General features: G+C 39.2%; 22 protein-coding genes. 7 read left to right on the top strand and 15 right to left on the bottom strand.

What is annotated here, in order from left to right; genetic code table 11:
• Positions 1-27 precede the first annotated feature (27 nt).
• The 7 genes from ACYUCW_RS00465 to ACYUCW_RS00495 all read right to left on the bottom strand — a co-directional run bounded on the left by ACYUCW_RS00465 (position 28) and on the right by ACYUCW_RS00495 (position 5,844).
• Entirely contained in the window at positions 28-780 is a 753-nt protein-coding gene (locus ACYUCW_RS00465) for an ABC transporter ATP-binding protein (protein ID WP_020946423.1), read from the bottom strand.
• Positions 781-816: 36 nt separating this feature from the next.
• On the bottom strand, positions 817-1,146 hold the full coding sequence (locus ACYUCW_RS00470; RefSeq protein WP_460408077.1) for a hypothetical protein: 330 nt from the start codon (positions 1,144-1,146) through the stop codon (positions 817-819).
• Positions 1,100-1,627, bottom strand: a complete 528-nt coding sequence (locus ACYUCW_RS00475; protein WP_460408040.1) for an ATP-binding cassette domain-containing protein — start codon at positions 1,625-1,627, stop codon at positions 1,100-1,102. Before ACYUCW_RS00475 ends, ACYUCW_RS00470 begins: the two co-directional genes overlap by 47 nt.
• A complete protein-coding gene (gene opp1C, locus ACYUCW_RS00480) occupies positions 1,605-2,474 on the bottom strand; it encodes a nickel/cobalt ABC transporter permease (protein WP_049208278.1) in 870 nt (289 codons plus the stop codon). The genes ACYUCW_RS00475 and opp1C overlap by 23 nt, the downstream gene beginning before the upstream one ends.
• Before the next feature lie 2 nt (positions 2,475-2,476).
• The gene (gene opp1B / locus ACYUCW_RS00485; RefSeq protein ID WP_004249045.1) at positions 2,477-3,403 is read right to left on the bottom strand and encodes a nickel/cobalt ABC transporter permease; all 927 of its coding nucleotides are present in this window, start codon (positions 3,401-3,403) and stop codon (positions 2,477-2,479) included.
• 62 nt (positions 3,404-3,465) lie between these two features.
• On the bottom strand, positions 3,466-5,043 hold the full coding sequence (gene nikA, locus ACYUCW_RS00490) for a nickel ABC transporter substrate-binding protein (RefSeq protein WP_074923992.1): 1,578 nt from the start codon (positions 5,041-5,043) through the stop codon (positions 3,466-3,468).
• Positions 5,044-5,064: 21 nt separating this feature from the next.
• Positions 5,065-5,844, bottom strand: a complete 780-nt coding sequence (locus ACYUCW_RS00495) for a class I SAM-dependent methyltransferase (RefSeq protein ID WP_004249044.1) — start codon at positions 5,842-5,844, stop codon at positions 5,065-5,067.
• A gap of 434 nt (positions 5,845-6,278) precedes the next feature.
• On the opposite strand from ACYUCW_RS00495, the gene ACYUCW_RS00500 reads away from it, so the two are divergent.
• Entirely contained in the window at positions 6,279-6,974 is a 696-nt protein-coding gene (locus ACYUCW_RS00500; RefSeq protein ID WP_460408043.1) for a hypothetical protein, read from the top strand.
• A 201-nt stretch (positions 6,975-7,175) separates the two neighbouring features.
• Positions 7,176-7,742 carry an Ail/Lom family outer membrane beta-barrel protein gene (locus tag ACYUCW_RS00505; protein ID WP_004246725.1) on the top strand — a complete coding sequence of 189 codons (567 nt, stop codon included), beginning with the start codon at positions 7,176-7,178 and terminating at the stop codon, positions 7,740-7,742.
• Positions 7,743-7,850: 108 nt separating this feature from the next.
• On the opposite strand, the gene chbG is transcribed toward ACYUCW_RS00505, so the two are convergent.
• The 6 genes from chbG to ACYUCW_RS00535 all read right to left on the bottom strand — a co-directional run bounded on the left by chbG (position 7,851) and on the right by ACYUCW_RS00535 (position 13,204).
• Positions 7,851-8,612, bottom strand: coding sequence for a chitin disaccharide deacetylase (gene chbG / locus ACYUCW_RS00510; protein WP_004246724.1), 762 nt, complete (start codon positions 8,610-8,612; stop codon positions 7,851-7,853).
• 37 nt (positions 8,613-8,649) lie between these two features.
• Positions 8,650-10,002 carry a 6-phospho-beta-glucosidase gene (locus ACYUCW_RS00515; RefSeq protein ID WP_074923991.1) on the bottom strand — a complete coding sequence of 451 codons (1,353 nt, stop codon included), beginning with the start codon at positions 10,000-10,002 and terminating at the stop codon, positions 8,650-8,652.
• Positions 10,003-10,162: 160 nt separating this feature from the next.
• Positions 10,163-11,011, bottom strand: a complete 849-nt coding sequence (gene chbR / locus ACYUCW_RS00520; protein WP_074923989.1) for a transcriptional regulator ChbR — start codon at positions 11,009-11,011, stop codon at positions 10,163-10,165.
• Between the two features lie 8 nt (positions 11,012-11,019).
• Positions 11,020-11,367: a PTS N,N'-diacetylchitobiose transporter subunit IIA gene (chbA, locus tag ACYUCW_RS00525; protein WP_012368565.1), complete on the bottom strand. Its 348-nt coding sequence runs from the start codon at positions 11,365-11,367 to the stop codon at positions 11,020-11,022.
• Between the two features lie 61 nt (positions 11,368-11,428).
• On the bottom strand, positions 11,429-12,787 hold the full coding sequence (gene chbC, locus ACYUCW_RS00530; RefSeq protein ID WP_012368566.1) for a PTS N,N'-diacetylchitobiose transporter subunit IIC: 1,359 nt from the start codon (positions 12,785-12,787) through the stop codon (positions 11,429-11,431).
• A 90-nt stretch (positions 12,788-12,877) separates the two neighbouring features.
• Positions 12,878-13,204: a PTS sugar transporter subunit IIB gene (locus ACYUCW_RS00535; protein ID WP_004246718.1), complete on the bottom strand. Its 327-nt coding sequence runs from the start codon at positions 13,202-13,204 to the stop codon at positions 12,878-12,880.
• A 453-nt stretch (positions 13,205-13,657) separates the two neighbouring features.
• Here ACYUCW_RS00535 and ACYUCW_RS00540 point away from each other — a divergent pair, with 453 nt between their 5' ends.
• From ACYUCW_RS00540 to ACYUCW_RS00555, 4 genes are read left to right on the top strand one after another with little or no spacing between them, the layout of a single operon-like run.
• Positions 13,658-14,629, top strand: a complete 972-nt coding sequence (locus ACYUCW_RS00540; protein ID WP_004250023.1) for a siderophore ABC transporter substrate-binding protein — start codon at positions 13,658-13,660, stop codon at positions 14,627-14,629.
• Positions 14,626-15,588 (top strand): ABC transporter permease, encoded by a 963-nt coding sequence (locus tag ACYUCW_RS00545; protein ID WP_004246712.1) that lies wholly within the window; start codon positions 14,626-14,628, stop codon positions 15,586-15,588. Before ACYUCW_RS00540 ends, ACYUCW_RS00545 begins: the two co-directional genes overlap by 4 nt.
• Positions 15,575-16,582, top strand: a complete 1,008-nt coding sequence (locus ACYUCW_RS00550) for an iron chelate uptake ABC transporter family permease subunit (protein ID WP_074923988.1) — start codon at positions 15,575-15,577, stop codon at positions 16,580-16,582. The genes ACYUCW_RS00545 and ACYUCW_RS00550 overlap by 14 nt, the downstream gene beginning before the upstream one ends.
• 1 nt (position 16,583) lies before the next feature.
• Positions 16,584-17,339 (top strand): iron ABC transporter ATP-binding protein, encoded by a 756-nt coding sequence (locus ACYUCW_RS00555; protein WP_460408048.1) that lies wholly within the window; start codon positions 16,584-16,586, stop codon positions 17,337-17,339.
• A gap of 61 nt (positions 17,340-17,400) precedes the next feature.
• Here the strand turns inward: ACYUCW_RS00555 and ACYUCW_RS00560 are convergent, their stop codons facing one another.
• Complete coding sequence (locus tag ACYUCW_RS00560; RefSeq protein WP_004246709.1) at positions 17,401-17,952, bottom strand: TetR/AcrR family transcriptional regulator; 552 nt, start codon at positions 17,950-17,952, stop codon at positions 17,401-17,403.
• Positions 17,953-18,043: 91 nt separating this feature from the next.
• Here ACYUCW_RS00560 and ACYUCW_RS00565 point away from each other — a divergent pair, with 91 nt between their 5' ends.
• Positions 18,044-19,543 carry an MFS transporter gene (locus ACYUCW_RS00565; RefSeq protein WP_163748121.1) on the top strand — a complete coding sequence of 500 codons (1,500 nt, stop codon included), beginning with the start codon at positions 18,044-18,046 and terminating at the stop codon, positions 19,541-19,543.
• A 24-nt stretch (positions 19,544-19,567) separates the two neighbouring features.
• Here ACYUCW_RS00565 and ACYUCW_RS00570 read toward each other — a convergent pair whose 3' ends face one another.
• A complete protein-coding gene (locus tag ACYUCW_RS00570) occupies positions 19,568-20,338 on the bottom strand; it encodes an AraC family transcriptional regulator (RefSeq protein ID WP_004246707.1) in 771 nt (256 codons plus the stop codon).
• Positions 20,339-20,596 lie beyond the last annotated feature (258 nt).

Genomic DNA, 20,596 nt, shown 5'->3' on the forward strand with positions numbered 1-20,596 from the left:
ATGCGATAATACATTATTGCTTGTTGATTAAATAACAGATTGAATTAGTTTTTTAGCATAAGGATGAGTAACAGTACTTAATTTATTTATCTCGCATAATTCAATTTGTTGACCTTGTAAAATGAACATGACTTTATCGCAAAAATAAGTCACTGTTTGAATATCATGACTAATAAAAAGATAGGATAATTGGAGTTCCTCTTTTAATAATTTTAATAAATCCAATATTTCAACTTGTGTAGGTATATCGAGAGAGCTTATTGCCTCATCTAAAATAATTAGTTGTGGGTAAGATGCTAACGCACGACATAAGCAAACTCGTTGAGCTTGCCCACCAGACAATTCAAAAATATAACGCTGATAACAACTTTTAGGTAATTGCACCTTCTCTAAAAAAGAAAAAATAATTGTTTCTAACTCGTTATGACGAAGAGTCGGATTAATCAGTTTAATAGGTTCAGCAATCATTTCACCCACTGTAAAAGTCGGATTGACTGAAGCGATATGATCCTGAAACACAATACTTATTACCCCTTGTCGATAACATCGTTTCGTCACTGGCTTATCATTTAAATAAATAGTCCCTTGATCAGGTAATTCTAAGCCACTGATTAACCGTGCAAGGGTACTTTTTCCACTGCCACTTTCTCCAACTAACCCGAAAGCTTCACCCTTTTGTATATTAAAAGAGAGCGCATCGAGAATAGTCACTTTTTCTTTAAAAAAGCGCGCCCCTTTTTGATAATAATATTTACTGACGTTGTCTACTCGTAATAGCATTCGATCCTCTTGTTGTTTATCGCCGTTTCATGCTGATCACCGAGCATAAAGTACCTGTGCAAAACGTTGGGAAAGCTTAGCTCTAGCCTCAATTAAATAACGGGTATAGGCTTGCTTAGGTGTATCTAATACGCTGTTTTTGTCACCAAACTCAATTAATTTTCCCTCTTTCATCACTAAAATATCATCAGCAATCTGACTGACTAATCCTAGATCATGAGAGATAAAAATTAAGGTGGTGTTTTTAGATATCGTGATACGTTGCAATAGCTGTAATATTTCTCTGCGCAAGGGAGCGTCTAATGCGGTAGTAGGTTCATCAGCAATTAATAACCTTGGTGATAACGCCAAAGCCATGGCAATCATCACACGTTGTAATTGCCCCCCCACTTAATTGGTGAGGAAATGCCTGCATAATCATTAAAGATTGATGCTCAAACACCTCGTCCAATGCTTGTTTAGTGGCATTGAATGCTTGCAATTTAGTATAAGAAAAATGGTAAATTAAAGTTTGGCTGACTTGCTTGCCTATTTTTATCAACGGATCAAAAGCACTCATGCCGTTTTGCACAATCATACCTAGCGATGTCCCTAATAGGGCACGCCGTTGTTGCTCTGAATATAAATGAAGGGGCTTTTCATCAAAAAAAATTTCTCCCGATAGTGCAAGTGTACTTGGAAGTAAGCCAATAATGGCTTTACTGATTAAGCTTTTACCACTACCACTCTCACCGACAATAGCTAACGTTCGCCCCTGTTTAAGGCTAAAGGAGAGATTATCTACCCGCTTTTTTTCGCTGTGAGGATCATAGATTGAGACTTGATTAAGCGTCAGTAAATTGTTCATATTTATCCCCGACTGATTGACGATTATCGGGGTCGAACACATCACGTAAAAAATCGCCCCAAAAGTTAAATGCAGTAACAACAACCGTAATCGCTATCCCCGCAGGTAGCATTTGTTCGGGATGTAATACCATGACATTTTTTGCTTCACTCAGCATATTGCCCCATTCTGGGGTGGGTGGCTGTACCCCTAACCCCAGAAATGAAAGAGCAGAGATCATTAAAATAACACTACCAATATCACTTGAGGCTAAAACGATAGTTTCAGCTAATGTCACGGGTAATAAATGGCGTCGTAAAATATGTGTTGGTGGTGCGCCAATCACTTGGGCATAAGCAATATAGTGACGATGTGAATATTGTCGAACAATGCCTCGTATCATTCTGGCGTACCAAGCCCATTTAACCAAGATCACCGCAATCAAGATGTTACCTATTCCAGGCCCCATTATGCCCACTAAGGCTAAGATCATAATTTCCGCAGGAAATGACAATACCACATCACATAAACGCATAATCACTGTATCCGTTTTACCGTGAAAATAGCCCGCCAACATCCCCATTAGCCAACCGATCAGCAGTGTTATACTCATCGCATAAATGGCATAAAAAACGGTGGTTCGAATACCAAAGAGTAAACGTGAAAATACACAACGCCCTAAATTGTCTGTACCCAATGGATAGTGAAAGCTGATTGGCTGAAATTTTAAGCGTATCGATGTTAAAGTGGGATCATGAGGTGCAAACCAAGGTGCACCTATTCCGGCGATAGTAATAATAACCATCACCAATAAACAGAGTTGTGCACTTTTATCTTGCGCAAGTCGTTGCCAGAATAACCGCCACATTGTTACCGCCTTAGACGAGGATCGACTTTCATCTGAATGATATCTATCAGAAAATTAAAAAAGAGAAATAACAATGACATCATTAAAATATAAGCTTGTATCATCGGATAATCGCGTCCAAATATAGCACTAATACACAGTCGCCCCACCCCAGGCCATGCAAAAATATTCTCGATCACGACCGTGCCCGCGATAAGTTTCGGAATACTCATTCCTAGCGCCGTCAGCGCAGAAGCAAGTGAATTACGTAATATATGGCGACGCAAAATCAGCTTATCAGGTAATCCTCTTGTTCGGGCATAAAATACATAAGGCTGATGCCATTGATTAAGCATTGCGCCCCGTAACAAACGTAAATAAGTACCGATATAACCTAAAGAGAGTGCAAATGCCGGTAAAATGACCGATTGTGGTGTCAACATACCACTGACAGGTAACCAATCTAAATGAACCGCCACCGCCCAAATTAACAACAACCCTAACCAATAATTAGGAATTGCGGTTAACACAAAAACAATCAGCCGAATACTTTTGTCTATCAAGCTATGTGGTTTTGCCACACACCATAAGGCTAAAGGCAACGCGATAATAAGCGTAAATAATAATGCGGTAGCCGCTAACCAAAGCGTGGGGGGGAGAGCAGTTAACATCTCTTGTATCACCGGTTTTCGGGTCAAAAAAGAGGTGCCAAAATCCAGTTGAAATCCCGCTACAAGCCATAAAAAGTAGCGTGTGAAAAAAGGCTTATCTAAACCAAGCTCACGGCGCATACCTTCAATCGCTTCGGGCGTCGGTACAATTTCGTTAACACGCAAAGCCACTTCTGCCGGATCAGACGGTGCTAAATTCAGCAAAACAAAGGCAATAAACGAAATAATCAACACTAGTGGCAATATCGCCAATAGGCGCCAACATAGATAACGTAACATCTGCTTTAACCAATATGGCACCGGATCAGTGCCATATTGAAGTAACCTCTTAAATTAATCGGTTATTCGGCTTTAAAACGCATCTTTTCAAAAGGTATTTCATATTGAGATGGATTAAAACTAACGTTTTCCAATTCACTACGGTAAATCGCTTTAGTACGCGAATAGGTTAATGGTATATAGACGGCTTGCTCCGCTAATGAGGTAAATAAGCGTTGATATAATGTCTGACGGCGATGTTCATCTGGCGTAATCAACAACTCGCCAATCATCGCATCTAATTGTGCTTTATTGGCTAACCCTTTCTGTCCCTGGTAATCAGCATGAGCTGGAATTCTAAAGGATGAGACAAAAGAGGCGGGATCGTAAGGTGTTCCCCACGAAAGAGAATACTGTAAATCGAAATCACCACTTTTCTGTCTATCTAAAAAGGCCTGTTTCTCTTCCCCTAATACCGTCAGTGCCACGCCAATTTTCTTAAAATCATCTTGCAATAGTTCGGCTATCTCTTTTTCAACCGCATTATTCACATTATAAGAGAGCAATAACTGCAACGGTTTTCCCTGTTTTTCACGCACTGTTTTACCCGCAGGTAATAGCCAGCCTTCCTCTTCTAATAACGAGGCAGCTTTTTCCGGTTGATAAATATAAGTTGGTGAATCAAAATCGCAATAAGGTACACTTCTTGCCATTAATGTATCAGCGACTTTTTCACTTCCCGCTAAAATACCTTGAGCAATCCCTTCTTTATCAACGGCATACTCTAATGCTTGGCGTACTTTTTGGCTTGAAGTAATAGGGCGACTACTGTTGAGCACAATAGCACGAGAAGCAATAGGTGCACTCATTTGTGTTTTAAATTTATCAGATGCCATTAATGCGTCAAAAGAGTCCATATCTAACATGTCGCCATCTGCACCAAAAATTAGCTGAATATCTCCTTTTTGTAAGGATAATAGCATTGTCTGTCTATCGGGGATCACTCGCCACATCACCCCAGTTAATGCTGGTTTTTGCCCCCAATAATGAGGGTTAACCTTAAATTCAGCATATTGATCTTTCTTATGTTCCGTGAGCACCCAAGGCCCCGTACCAATATAATGACTCACCCCTGTTTTAGTTTTACCGTTAATAAATGATTTAGGTGAAATAAAACGAAATGGGCGAGTTAAGCCAAGTTCAGTTAAGGTTGGATAATAGGGATTTTTTAAATTTAGCTTAACAGTATACTGATCGATAACCTCGACACTGTCGATTTGACGTACCAATTCTAGCCATGCATGACGCTGATAATTATCTAATACAGCCTCAATATTAAGTTTTACCGCTTGCGCATTAAAAGGTTCGCCATCACTAAATGTAACGTCTTGGCGCAAGAAAAAGGTATAACTTTTACCATCAGGAGAAATTTCCCAGCGTTGTGCTAAATAAGGTGCAACACCCTTATCGGTATTTAAAACCAAAGGTTCAAATACCATGTTTTGTGCGGCCATTTCACCGGAATAAAGATGGGGGTTAATATCACGGATATCTTTTGTACTGGCATAATCCAATATATTATTACTTTGATTGGCAAAAGCAGGAAATACGCACGCCAATGTTAATAATAGTGTAGGAATAACTGTAAATAGAGGTTTCACATTATTTTCCTTTTATCATTCTCATCGATTATTTTTCTGAGCATGGATCATAAACATAGGGGTTGAGCCGTAATTAATTTTTTCTTCTTCATCCCAAACGTGATCACCAATACGAATATCCACGCTATAACGAATAAAACCGATATCTAGTAGTGTATTAATATCCCACTGTGGACGCTTAACTTGGCTTAATGGTAATTGGCGAGCAATTCTTTCCATCTCTTTTGTATCAGTATTAACATAGTGATCAGCAACTTGCTTTTGCGCCGCTCGCTCTCTATCAGCAAGAAAACCTTGCCAATATTCATCATCAAACAGATGTAAATACCAATTGGCATCAAAATTAATTAAGCTTCCCCCAGGTTTTAATACGCGAAACCACTCTTGATAAGCCTCACAGGGTGATTTTAAATTCCATGTCACATTACGGCTGACGACCAAATCAAATTGTTCATCGCCAAAGGGAAGATCTTGCACATCACCACAAACAAAGTTAATAGAAACATTATGTTGGCTGGCGTTATTTTTAGCCTCAAGCAACATCCCAGGCGTGGCGTCAATTGCAGTGACTTGGTGGCCCGACAACGCTAATAAAATAGCAAAGAATCCCGGCCCCGTACCGATATCAAGAACCTTTAATGTCTCCCCTTCTTTGACATGGCTTAACAATAACTGACGCCATTTTTGTTGTTTTTCACTTAATAACTCTTGCTGGTTGGCAGCACTATAGCTTTCAGCGCGGATATTCCAGTAACGGGTCACATCATGAAGTAATTGGTTATTATCGATTTTATTTGTCATCAAAAACCTGCTGTTGTATCAACATAAGAGAGGTAAAAATTCCCTAAACGAGAAAAAGAAGGGGATTGTGTGTTTTCGTCAGCCACCTTACCTTTTAGTTTCGAGATCCTCCATGTGCTATATCAATGATTTTTAGCTCTCCAAAGGCAAGCTGGCTTTCGTTGACTCACATCGATTTTTACCGAAACGCGTTATCGTAAGGTGTAAAATGGATACCAAGCAAACAGAATTTAGGCTAATACTGACGATAGAGAAGATCTAGAAACAATTTGCGCAGATAGCTTAATAACCGCTATTACGTCGCCCAAATAGTGTTCTTATTAAGGATAAAAAATAGCGGCCTTGATTTCTTCTTGCACACAAAAGCGCTATAGTGATTAGATAGTCATGTTGATTGATAATTTTCTTTTCGCTATCAATAAAGGCACTCTCATATGGATCTCATTTCACGATTAACAACCAATACCACTCGTGCTGATTTTGCCTTAGCTCATCAACAGCAATTAATACAGTTACTGATACAACACTTTCCTGCTAAATATCACACCTTGTTTGCAACCCCGCAAAAAACCGCAGAAGATACTATTGAATGGTATGGTGAATTATCCGGTCAGCCAGTGGCATTAAATGCATTGTCAGAGCAACAACGCCAAGAGATAAGAGATGCTCTCGATGATGATTTAAAAAATCTTAAAGAGCAAACGGCATTACTTGCTTCACAGCAACGCATTACCGATGAAGAGCGCCATCTGCTTGATACCGCCTCAACCCTACCCGATGCAGAGAGCATCTATATCATTAATGGAAAACCCATTATTACTTGGTGGCCTCGTACCACACCTTTAGCGCCGACTGTTGCACAAGTCACTGCTGGCTCTAGTGCAGCGTCTGCCGGAGCGGCGCTTGCAAAAATATCACCAAAAACTCGCCACCGTTGGTTACGTTGGTTACTGGTATTATTATTGGTTTTAATTGCCTTAGTCTCATGGTTAAGAGGATGTTTTGATATCAATACAACGCCTTCTATCAATGATACTTCAGCGACCGCTGTCGCAACTCACTCTACCTCAACGATGACAGCTACAACTAATACGACTAATAAACAAGATAACCTAACAACAAATAAATAATTTAGGTATTAAATAAAATTAAAAATAGCGTTTTATATTGATATAAACGCTATTTATTTATAAAAACAAACACGCCAATAAATTATTATTTTTGTATAAAAAAAACCTATTTCATCTCACTTATCTTTTTTTATTCCAATTTAAACAATTGTCATTACTATAATTCACCATTCTAAATAGTAAGTAAATGGAATATTAAAAATGAAAAAACAACTATTATCAGCATTATTTATCAGTGGAATATTTTCTATTTCTACCGTTCAAGCACATGAAAATACCTCATTAGATAAAACAACAATTTCTGCAGGTTATGCACAAATAAAAATTGCCGGCCAATCAGGTATTATGCGCGGTGGTAATCTTTCTATACGTCAAGAATTCAATCAACAGCTAGGTATTATGGCAATTGCTACCTATGCGCAAAATGAATATGATTTAAATAAGCCTTTAAAACAATTAATAAAAGATGTTGATGCCCGCTATTATTCAGTGATGGCGGGGCCAACCCTACGCCTCAATGACTATATTAGTGTATATGGTGTGGCAGGTATGGCTCAAATCGAATTTAAAGGTTTAGATACTAGACAAGTACCTGAAAGTATAATCAAGAAAAATGCTTTTAGCTGGGGAGCCGGTGTTACCATTAACCCTATCGATATGCTTTCTGTTTCCGTTGGCTATGAAAACAGCCGTTATAAAATGAATAAATTAAGTGATAATAAATTAATTATTGATGGCTTTATTGCAAATATTGGTTATAGCTTCTAATTATTGATTTAATTAAATTATAAAAAAAGCCTCTGTCATTATCAATAACAGAGGCAAATTATTTCACAGACACACTCTGGGATATTTTTAAAATACGAGATAATATTATTAAATTAAATCTTGATAAGTACCTAATTGATATCCACGCTCAGCAATCGCTTGTTTTAACGATGATTGCGTCAACACCTCTAATTCCGTTAAACGTTGGAAACAGTAACCACTCGCACGTAAAGGATTATCAATAAAAGCAGGATGTGTCATCACTTCAAGCGATTGTTCACCACGTGCTTTAGCGTCATCCAGTGTCTTTAAAAACAAGGCTTGGCTGATTTCATCACCATAGAATTGACTATCAAAACCATCACTACTAATAACCCCTTGAGTATTAAGACTTTCTTTTTGTGCCAACAGTCTATCAACACGTATCGGTAATGCTTTTTGTTGTGCAAACTCTGCCACGATGGGGAAAATTTGTTTAAACATATGCACGTGATGATGGCTGTCTATATGGTCGGGGGGACAACCAAACAACTCAACAAAGCGCTGATATTGTGCATTAAGCTCCACTCGTATCTCATCTAAAGGTAACTGCTCTTGCTCTGCCATTTGCCATAGCCATTTACCTAACACCCCATTACGCGTTAAAGAAGGGATAGGAGACAGCGGCTGTCCCATAGTCAATGTAAAATGAAGCCCGACACCAAGATGAGGTAGCTCCTTGCATAATTGTGCAGCATGCTCAATACCTTCAGCATTCACCAACGCTGTCGTTGATGTCACTATGCCATGACGATGACATTCAACAATGCCATAATTTTGCCCTCTACTCAGCCCAAAATCATCGGCATTGACAATTAACAAATGTGCCATTCTGTCTCCTTTTTATGATTTATTGAGTCTAAATCACTTAGTTTGATGCTGCTAATTGTGCAATCGCATGAGCAAAATTAGGTAAGTGCGCTTTGTGTGCTAATAACATCTCACGAGTCAGTACTTCAGCATCTTTATCGGAAAGTACCAGCGGCGTTAAATTCATCGCAAGTAATGCATCATTAAACTCACCACTAATAGCCGCTTGACTGGCTGCGATCTCAAACCCTTTGATAGTATGAATAAGCCCCAGCACTTTTTCATCAAAATGAGTTAAACGTGGATGTGGCTTGGCTCCGTCTTTACCTAAAATAGCCGTCACTTCAATTGCCCAGTCTGCAGGGATATTATCAATATGGCCGTGATGAGGAATATTGACGTAATGTTCCGCCTGTTTATCGTTATAAATCGCATTAATCACTTCACAAGCGGCATCAGAATAATAAGCTCCTCCACGTAATTCCAACTCTTTAGGCTTAATATTTAAATGTGGATCTTTATACAATTCAAACAGTTGTTTTTCGACTTGCTGAACAACCTTAGCCCTAGCGCCACCTTTATAGTATTCCCCCATTTCAATGGCTAACATCTCTTTTTGTTTAAAGTAGTAAAGTAAATAAGAGCATGGCAACAGATTAAGAGAACGAATTAGCCCCTCACTAAAAGGTAAATCAAAAATATTTTTCACCGATCCTGCGGTTAACGTCCCCGAAGCGACTCCTTCTAATAATTCAGGGAAACGGGATTGACCGTTAACAATCACATCTTTAATAAACACCATATGATTTAAGCCAAACAGATCAATAGAAAGCGTATCTTGCTCCGTTAGCTTAAGCACATCAGTAATAAACATTTTCATACCGATAGGAATATTACAAACACCAATAAATTTCTTAAAATTGGTATGGCGATAAACCGCTTCCGTCACCATACCTGCAGGGTTAGTAAAGTTTATGATCCACGCATTAGGGCAAATTTCTTCAACATCTTTAATAATGTCAAAAATAACCGGAATAGTACGTAATCCTTTAAATAGCCCACCGGCACCATTGGTCTCTTGGCCTAAATAACCATGGCTTAACGGAATGGCTTCATCCAATTCTCTTGCTTTTAATTGACCAACTCGCAACTGTGTTGTGACGAAATCAGCCTCTTTTAATGCCTCACGACGATCAAGAGTTTTATAAATGGTTAAAGGGATACCCGCTTTTTTTATCATACGCTGGCAAAGCGCAAAAATAATATCCAGTTTTTCTTTGCCTTCTTCAACATCAACCAACCATAATTCCATGATCGGCAATTCATGATAACGTTTAATAAATCCTTCTAATAATTCAGGTGTATAACTACTTCCTCCACCAATGGTGACCACTTTTAACTTATGACTCATAAAATACTCCCATACAGCACAATCATGCTGTTATTTGTCTATTAATGGCAAAATTAAGGCGTAAAAATCCCTAAAGAAAATAACGTTATTTTCTTCTTTCTCTCTCTATTTAATAAAAATCAATTGATATTATTGATTGCTTTTTACGCTTAATTATAAATTAGTTAGTCTCTTTAATACTGTATAAATTCTTTCTATAACTATTTGGTGTCAGCGATGTTATCTTCTTAAAAGTCTTAATAAATAAACTCGGGCTACTATAACCTGCATCAAAAGCAATATCGGTAACGGAGTAATTCGTGATTTCTAATTGTTTTTTAGCAAAATTAATTCGAATATCATGAATAATTTGCATCGGCGTTTTATCATAATAACGGCGAGTTGCTCGAGTTAAATACTCTTGCGATTTTCCTGATAATTGCACCATATTTGCCAATGCATTCTCCCCAAATCGGCTTTTATCATGCATTCCATCAATGGCGTCTTTTAGCCATAAGGGAATATCATCTTCAATACGATCATCTCTATAATGTCGTAATCTATTCACCACATTAAAGGTGACAATTTCAATAAATTCATTAAATTCTGTATGTCTGAAATTTAATGAGCTAATCACGGATTCAATATAAGAAAGAAACTCATTTTTTAATGCATAAACTTGAGAAGCAACAAAATAAGCGGGCAATAAAGGAAGATAATGTTTATCAAAAAAAACTTTGCTTATTCCCACATTTAAAATACGAGTTACACCAAAGTCATAAAAACTTTGATGATGTGAGCCAATAGGAATAAAGACAAAATCACCACGCTCTAATAACACCTTTTTACCGTTAATTTCTTGATAATAGCGCCCTGTTAAAACAATAGTAAATTCATAATAATCATGCTGATGCAACCCACTGACGCTTTCTGTTTTGTTATAAATAAACACATGAAAATTCTTACCATTAAATAATTGGTTTTCATATACCATGCGTATTTCAGCTTGCGCTTTTAATGAGTGCATCATCATTCGCCTTACTTTATTTTTTCATGTAACTCGATAAGCTCTGTGACAAGCTCTCTGGCTAACATAGATGTCATTAAATGATCTTGAGCATGCACCAGTACCAAGCTCACTTTCGTTTTACCCAATCCTTGATCATCACCAATTAAGCGGGTCTGTATTTTATGAGCTTCATTTAATGCTGCTCGAGATTGTTCCATCATTTTCTTGGCTTGTGCAAAATCACCTTGCTTCGCTTTTTTTAACGCTGCATAAGCGATACTCCGTGCTTGCCCTGAATTAATAATTAACCCCATGATAATTTCTTCAAATTCATCATCTGTCGCTGAGCTATCAACGCAATTCTCAATATCTAACATCATTCCCCCTCTTTGGTGCTTAGCTGTGCAAAATAAGCACTGCACAGCCATTGTCTATTCGTTAAAATTTCAATGCATTAGCAATATCTTCTTCACTTTCTTCTTTATCAATTTCGGTTTGTGCTTTATTCGAAATAATCACAAAAGGCAGATAAATCAGTGTTGCAACAGCTAAGTTAAAGAGTGCTAATAACAGTGCGGCAATACTGCCATTGGTATTAAAAAATGCCCCTAACCCTGTTGGCATCGTCCAAGGTGCAATATTTGTGACCGGCGGAATAATCCCAAGGTAATAAGCGGTTACGGTAATAGCAGCAAGGATTGGCTGAATAAGAATAAAAGGAATAAACATCACTGGATTCATAATCACAGGTAAACCAAAAATAATAGGTTCATTAATTTGGAATAGACCCGCAGGTAATGCTAACTTCGCCACTTGACGGTGATCTGCTCGACGCGATGCAATAAAGATAGCTAATATCAGACCTAACGTCGCCCCTGTTCCTCCTAAGAAGATAAACGAATCTAGCATCGGTTTTGCCCAAAGATGGAACGTTTTGCCTGCTGCAAGTGCCGCTTCAACTGAACCATACTCGGTATAAATAGAGACGTTTTCTAATGCCCAAGGTGTCATAATACCGCTATCAAGTGCCGCCAACGCCAATGAACCATGAATACCAAAGAACCACAGCAAAGAGGTAAAAATAACGTAAGCCCACCCAACAACCGATCCTAACGAAGCCAATGGCGTTGAAATAGAATCTAAAATGATTTGATGGAAATGTGTACCGTAATGCGCTAATCCCCAAGAGATAATTCCCATAATTGATAAAATAATAAAACCAGGAATTAAGGCAGAAAAAGAGCGCGAAACGGAGGCAGGTACACTATCGGGCAAACGGATAACCCAATTACGACGCACTATAAAGGTAAACATTTCGGCAACCACAAGGCCAATAATAATCCCTGAAATAATATTGGCACCTCCTAACCAGTTCGCCCCCACAGCATAAGCGCCACCAGCGTCATAAGGTGTTACCGTCATAAAGGCGGCGATAGAAAGTAATCCCGCCGCAATAGGGTCGACTTTTCTCTCTTCCGCTAGCGCCATACCAATAAAGAACGGCGCCATCAATGACATTATTCCCAACGTACCGTTATAGACATTACCACCTATGGCTTTGAAACCATTAAGTGTTTCAATTGTTGAGGCATCTAAACGAATACCAAGAGAGTAAAAAAAGGAGCCCTCACCAAAACTGAGAAAAACATTATTGATAAGTACAAACATTGCCCCGGCAAGTGTTAATGGCATTAAACGGATAAAACCATTTTTTATCGCATTAACATGAGGTTGCTTTCCAATTTTAACCGCAAAAGGAAGGAGTACCTTTTCAAGTGAACCAATGACCTTACTCATAGAAAAATACCCTTAAAATGCCGCTAATTGCTCGGCTAGCTGAAAAATTCACTCTTTGACTGGAATAAATAAAAATAACAATAAAAATAATTAATTAGTTGTTGCTGATGCTTTCTTAATGGCGGCTACTGCTGCTTTTAATACACCTAATCCATCCACTTTCCCATATAACAATGAATCAATGACTTCGACAGGTTTATTGGGTAATAATTTTTGAATATCAGCGAGCATCCAACCAATTTGTGGCCCCAATAAAACGACATCCGCTTCTTGGCCTTTTTGCTCTGCTAATGTTTCTGGAAAAGCTTCAATAATAACGGGTACATCATATTTTTCTGCTTGTGCACGCATTTTTGTCACTAAAAGAGATGTTGACATGCCAGCAGAACAAAATAGATAAATATATTTCTTTTGCATAAAACCCTCTCAAATTGGCCACACTCTGCCCTAGAGATAATGCTACTTTCTCATGTGCATTGATTAAGATGTCAGTACAGAATTAAAGTAAAATTTAGCAATTAAGATTGTTTCTGATTGAATAAAGTATACGCAATGATACTCACTAACGATATTTTTTACTGACACATAATTGTCTCTGATTGACCTAGTGTATTGACCCTCTTCACAAATTAAGCAAAAAATCTTTAGCATTGTTTCGCGTTACAAAATTTGTCCATTCTTCTCTTCACATGATCTGATGCAAAGATTCAGCACAATAATATAAGTTAATCCTTTATTATTGTGAGAATGTGAATTAGTATCATTACTCTTTAGTTTTTTGGTATAATCATTGTTTCCTTTGTGAAGCTCATTATTAGGTCACAGCTAGTCAACTGTGCTATTTCATATCGCAACAATATGGGAAAGAGAATGTTTAAAAAATCATTAAGCCCACTGTTCTTATTGCTGTCTTCTCTGGTTATCGCAGGTTGTGATAACGCACAAGATACCTCAACAACGCAATCCACAGAGAAACAAACTCTCACTATCGAACATGCTCAAGGCACCACTGAGATCCCTGCTCACCCACAAAAAGTGGTTGTGATGAACATGGAAACACTTGATATTGTTGATGCTCTTGGCGTACCTGTTGTTGGCCTACCACAAACAAACGTCCACTTACCTAAATTTCTAGAGAAATACACCAACGAAAATGAGTACATCAACGAAGGTGGCCTGTTTGAACCAAACTACGAAAAACTCAGTACTACTGCCCCTGATCTGATTTTAACGGGTAGTCGTGCTCGCGATGCATATGCCAAATTAAGTGAAATCGCACCATCCATTTCTATGGATATCGACAGCACACGCTTTATTGACAGCCTCACTGAGCGTACAACGACTTTAGGTCAAATTTTTGGTAAAGAAGAACAAGCTAAAAAATTATTAGCTGACTTCAATAGCAAAATTGATACGGTAAAAGCAAAAACCCCAGATGCGGGTAAAGCAATGGTCGTATTAGTCAGTGGCGGTAAAATTTCCGCTTATGGCCCAGGCTCTCGCTTTGGTTTTATCTACGATGTATTGGGCTTTGAACCTGCATATACTTTCGATAGCCCAGGCTCTCACGGTAATATTGTTAACTCAGAACTACTGCTAAAACTTAATCCAGATTGGATGTTTGTCATTGACCGTGATGCGGCAATTGGTCGTGAAGATTCACAACCTGCAAAACAAGTGCTTGATAATGCCCTAGTTAGAAAGGTTAATGCATGGAATAAAGACCAAATTATCTATCTTGATGCCAGCTCGATTTATATCTCCGGTGGGATACAAACTTACTCTCGCTTAATGGATACAATTAATCAGGCGTTGGATCAAAAAAATAAAGTAACTGAATGAAAACGTTCCATTTATCATTGGGGATAGGACTTATCGCTATCCTCTCAATGATCAGTCTATTTATCGGCGCAGGAGATATCACTCCTGCTTCGCTTTTTACTGATCCCGATATGCGCGATATCTTCTTTATTAGTCGCGTACCAAGAACCCTGTCATTATTACTTGCTGGGGGCGCAATTAGTGTTGCTGGTTTAATCATGCAACTGCTCACGCAAAACCGCTTTGTTGAGCCTTCTCTTGCAGGTACAACACAATCAGCCAGTCTCGGTTTACTAGTCGTGATGTTGCTTTTCCCCGCGGCAGGCATTTTCACCAAAATGATGGTAGCCACTGTTTTTGCACTTTTAGGCACTGTGTTATTTATGTTGTTGCTACAGAGAATTGCCTTAAAGACCGCATTAATCGTGCCACTTGTCGGTATTATGCTAAGTGCAGTGATAGGTGCTCTAACCATCTTTCTTGCCGTCTATTTTGATTTACTACAATCACTAGATGCGTGGACTAGCGGAGACTTCTCCAGTGTCTTACAAGGTCGTTATGAGCTGCTATGGCTTGTCGGTGCCCTTGCATTAATGGCGTGTTGGGTCGCGGATAGCTTTACCGTGGCAGGTATGGGACGTGAATTTTCCATCAACGTTGGACTTAACTATCGTAAAGTGATGATTATCGGTTTATCTATTATCGCTTTAATTAGTGGTGTGGTGGTGTCTGTTGTTGGTGCTTTACCTTTCCTTGGTTTGATCGTGCCAAATTTAGTTAGCCTAGTGATGGGAGATAATATTCGCAAAACCATCCCGTGGGTATGCTTAAGCGGTGGAGCCATTGTTTTACTCTGTGATGTGATTGGTCGCCTGATCCGTTATCCATTTGAGATCCCCGCAAGTGTCATTTTAGGGGCGGTAGGTGCTGTGATCTTCCTTTTCTTACTACTGAAGCAGCAACGTTATGCAAAAAGTTAATTCATCCATGATTAGCAAATATACTGGCGCTGTTCAACCTAAGAAAGTGCGCCTCTCACCTATGGCGCGTATTTGGCTCTTACTTGGCGTCTCATTATTAGCCATTGTGCTGTTTATGACGATCAACCTAAACGGTAATATCTCTTATATTCTGACACACCGCGCTTATATTATTCTGACGATGATCATCGTCGCCTTTGCGGCAGCCGTTTCTACTATACTGTTTCAGACTATCGCCAATAACCGCATTCTTACTCCTTCATTAATGGGCTTAGAAGCTCTGTTTGTATTGCTACAAACGCTCTTTATCTTTTTTGAAGGGGATATGCCCGCCTCTTGGATGGCCAATCTGACGAAGTTCTTTTTAGAGTCGGCCTTATTAGTGTTATTTTCGGTGGTTCTATATCGTTGGCTATTTAGTTCAGTGCGCTTTAATATCAATTTAGTCCTTATGATTGGTATTATTTTAGGCACCCTATTTCGTAGCAGTGCAACGCTATTACAACGCCTCATGGACCCAAATGAGTTTTCTGTCTTACAAAGCCGTATGTTTGCGACATTTACTCGAGCCACTCCTGATCTTATCTTATGTGCATTAGCCATTATTGTCGTCGTCGGCGTATTACTTTGGCGTATGCGTTATAGTTTTGATGTGATGGCCTTAGGCCAGGCGAATGCGATTAATCTTGGTATTAATTATCGTAAGCAAACGACTTATATTCTATTACTTATTTCTGTTCTGGTTGCGGTATCAACAGCATTAGTAGGGCCGTTGACATTTTTAGGCTTAATTGTTGCTAATCTGGCTTATCATATTAGTGGTAGCAGTCAGCACCGCTTTTTAATGCCTGTGGCATTCTTATTAGGCACTATCGCACTGATTGGCGGACAATTGATTTTAGAGTATGGCTTAAAAATGACAGGTACTCTCTCTGTTGTGATTGAGTTTATTGGTGGTATGTTCTTTATTTATTTGGTATTAAGAAGACTTTAATATGATTGAAATCAGTAAGATATCAAAACGTTATCAAGACACAACGGTGCTTGATAATATTACAACAACCATTCAACGTGGCGGTATTACTTCAATCATCGGACCTAATGGTGCGGGTAAATCCACCTTACTTTCTGTAATAGGCCGTCTACTGATGCCAGAAAGCGGTATGGTCAGTGTAAATGGCATGGATGTTGCGGCCACAGAGAGTGATGTATTAGCCAAAAACCTTTCCATACTACACCAAGAAAATCAGTTTGTGAGTCGCTTAACTGTTGAAGAGTTAGTCGGTTTTGGTCGCTACCCTTATAGTAAAGGACGCTTAACGCTAGAAGATAAGAAAGTGATTGATGAATCACTCGATTTTCTTAATTTGACTGAATTTCGTCACCGTTATCTTGATGAATTATCTGGTGGGCAACGCCAGCGTACTTATGTTGCAATGGTATTATGTCAAGATACTGAATACGTGATGCTTGATGAACCGCTTAACAATCTTGATATGAAACACGCGGTCATTATGATGAAATTACTGCGTAAAGCCGCCGATGAGCTAGGAAAAACCATTATCATCGTCATTCATGATATCAATTTCGCCTCTGTGTATTCCGACTATATTTTAGCCATGCGCAACGGGCAACTTTACTATCATGGCTCACCTAAAGAGATCATGAAATCCGATATTATCGAAGATATTTTCGATACTCCCGTCGACGTTAAAGAGTTGGATGATAAGCTTATCGCGATGTATTACTAATATTGCTATTTCACCAAAAGCCAAACAGCATATTGTTACTTTTAAACAATATGCTGTTTAATTACTTCGTAGTCACTGTAACCAGTTCAGAATCGATATCGCTAAAAATCTCTTCCCACTCATTATCATCAATATCCATTAAACCAAAATAACGTAGCAAGAAAGCCCCCTCGGTGGCTAAAAAAGCCAGTCTCGCCCGTTTTCCCTCTACTGTTGTGGTATCGACACCCGCTAATCTTTGCTGATACCACGCTTTAGTACTTTGCAAATATTCTGGCGTTTGCAGTAACGCAGCCATTAAGCTGGCTCCTTTGGCAAAAGAGAGCTTATCGTGATCATGAGTTGCATGAATATGTGCTCTAACGCGATTATTGGCTGAGTTATCATTGGCAACCACCTGATTAAATCGCGCTTCATATCCTCCTTCCCAATGTTCAAACATGGCATCAATCATCGCTTCTTTACTATTAAAACAATATTGGACACCACCTTTGGAAATCCCCATTTTTTTGGCCACCGTATCGATAGTCAGAGCGGCAGCCCCTTGCTCCATCACGATGTCAAAAATAGCCTCAAGTAACTTTTCTCTATCAATCGTTCTTTGGCGTCCCATTTAAAAAAACCTCTTTTCAATACGACTGTATGGATTTAAAATTATTATTCCTAGCTAAATATAACACCTAAGATAACCACTGAGACTTTATATGATAAAAGATTATAAACGTTGGATAGTCTTACTTTTAGTATCAAGTATGCTGTTTCTAATTGTTGTTGATGTTACCGTACTTTATACCGCACTACCGCGTTTAACTCATGATCTCAATGCGAGCGCCTCAGAAAAACTATGGATCATGAATGCCTATCCGCTGATTGTCGCAGGGCTGTTGCCAGCAGCAGGTATGCTTACCGATAGAATAGGCCATAAGACGTTATTTATTAGCGGATTACCCCTTTTTGCCATCGCCTCATTATGTGCAGCTTATTCCCCTAGCGCCACCAGCTTAATTATTTCTCGTGGTTTCTTGGCCGTCGGTGCTGCTATGAGCATGCCTGCAACGTTGTCTATTGTGAGACAAGTATTTACTCATCCACAAGAGCGTGCCGTCGCTATTGGTATTTGGTCTGCTGTTGCTTCTGGTGGCGCGGCATTAGGGCCTTTAATTGGTGGATTGCTATTAAACCATTTCTGGTGGGGCTCAGTCTTTTTGATCAATGTCCCTATTGTACTACTTGTGCTTCCTTTCTCGATTTGGCTAATTCCTCACTTTTCGGGACAACGGCAGCATAAAATTGATTATTTAAGCTCAATACTTATTTTGATTGGCTTAGTCAGCGCTATTTATACCTTAAAAGAGATAGGTAAGGCTTATACACAATGGAATGAAGTGATCATCGCCACCCTTATTGCCATTATTTTTCTCACACTATTTGCGCGGCGCCAACGTCGTCAAACGCATCCAATGATTGATTTTAGCCTATTTAAAAAGCGCTATTTCAGTGTCGGTGTGGCAATGTCGACTCTTTCTATGGTGATCATCGTGGGTATTGAATTTCTGCTAAGCCAACGCTTACAGTTAGTCGCCGGCTTTACACCATTGAATGCAGCTTTAGTGATTTTACCTATCCCTATCGGCTCAGTATTAGCCTCTCCTTTGGCTGGGTTTTGGCTAGCGCGTTTAGGTGCAGTGCGCTTAATTATTATCGGATTCGCCCTAACATTAATGGGTAACTTATGGTTAATTGCCATTTCAAACTCACCGATAATGCTAATGGGTATCCTCTTTTTGATTGGCTTTGGTTTAGGCATTATTTTTACCACCGCATCGACCTCTATTATGCTAAGTGTCGACGATAAACAAGCAGGTATGGCCGCTTCTATTGAAGATATCGCCTATGAGTTGGGTAGCGTGATTGGCGTGACCTTTATGGGGAGTTTAATGAGCACTCTCTATACCTTAAAACTAACTTTACCGAACACGCTTAACGTCAATAGTGTCGTTTATGATAGTTTAGATGAAGCACTTATTGTCGCTGAAAAGCTTCCCGAAGCAGCGGCGACCCTCTTAATCGCACAGGCTAATAGTGCGTTTGAATATGCTTTTTCTATCGTTCTGATCGCCACAGCCATTGTGACTACAATAAGCTTAATTGCACTCCCTTATTGCTTGCGTAATGCGGTAAGAGAAAACAAGCCCAGCCACTAATTCAAGCTCATAGAAAACGCGCCGTTATGGCGCGTTTCTCACAAAATCAGAAGGTGATTGTCCCATCTGCTTTTTAAACATAGTAGAAAAAGAGCTAGCACTGTTATAGCCCAAATCAAAAGCCACAGCGGTAATGCTATGCCCTGATAAAATTTGCGTGAGTGAGTTTAAAAGACAGACTTGCTGACGCCATTGTGAAAATGCCATTCCCGTCTGTTGGCGGAAAAAACGGCTAAACGAGCGTTCACTTTTATGTAATTTCTCGGCCCACTGCTGAGGTAGAGCGTCAATTTTGGGCTGACGAATAAAATCGCGACATAATTTAGCTAATTTACTGTCCTGTGGAATAGGAACAAAGAAAGGCAAAGGTTCGGCTTTAGCTAACTCATATAAGATAAGTTGCATTAAAATACCATCGCGCCCTTTTTTATCATATTGCGCAGGCACATCAACGGCTTCAAGAAGTAATTGACGTAAAAGCGGTGACACTCTTAACACTTCACACTGTTGACTCTGACGAGGAGCAGCTGCTGGCTCAATATATAAACTTCTGGTACTCACATCTAACATGCGTGTTTCATGCCCCGTCTGAGGAGGGATCCACACACCACAAGAGGGAGGGATAACCCATTCCCCATCATTTGTGCTCACTTCAATCAATCCGGTAGCGGGATATAAAAATTGCGCTCGTCGATGTCGATGCGTTTCTAATAGCGTATTAGGCAGATAATCTGTACCCAGCGCAATCACATCTCTCTCAAGGAGATCAACACTTTCTAACGGCACATTTCTCACATTAAACCTACTTTTTTATCTTTCTTGCTGACTGATTAATAGCGCAACTTGTCTACTGTTGCTGATGAGCAAATCTGGTCACTATCACATTGCAAGATGGCGAATTAACCCCTTTCGCTATTTAGCCACCCTATCCCGTTAACAGCTATAAAACTTATTATTAACACTGTCAATAAATAGGCCGAAATTCTAATGTCATTGTCTGATCTTGGCATGTTGGAAAGCGATTAATCCTCTACTATCCCTCTTGCAGAGGTT

The organism is Proteus sp. MB838 (assembly GCF_054767435.1).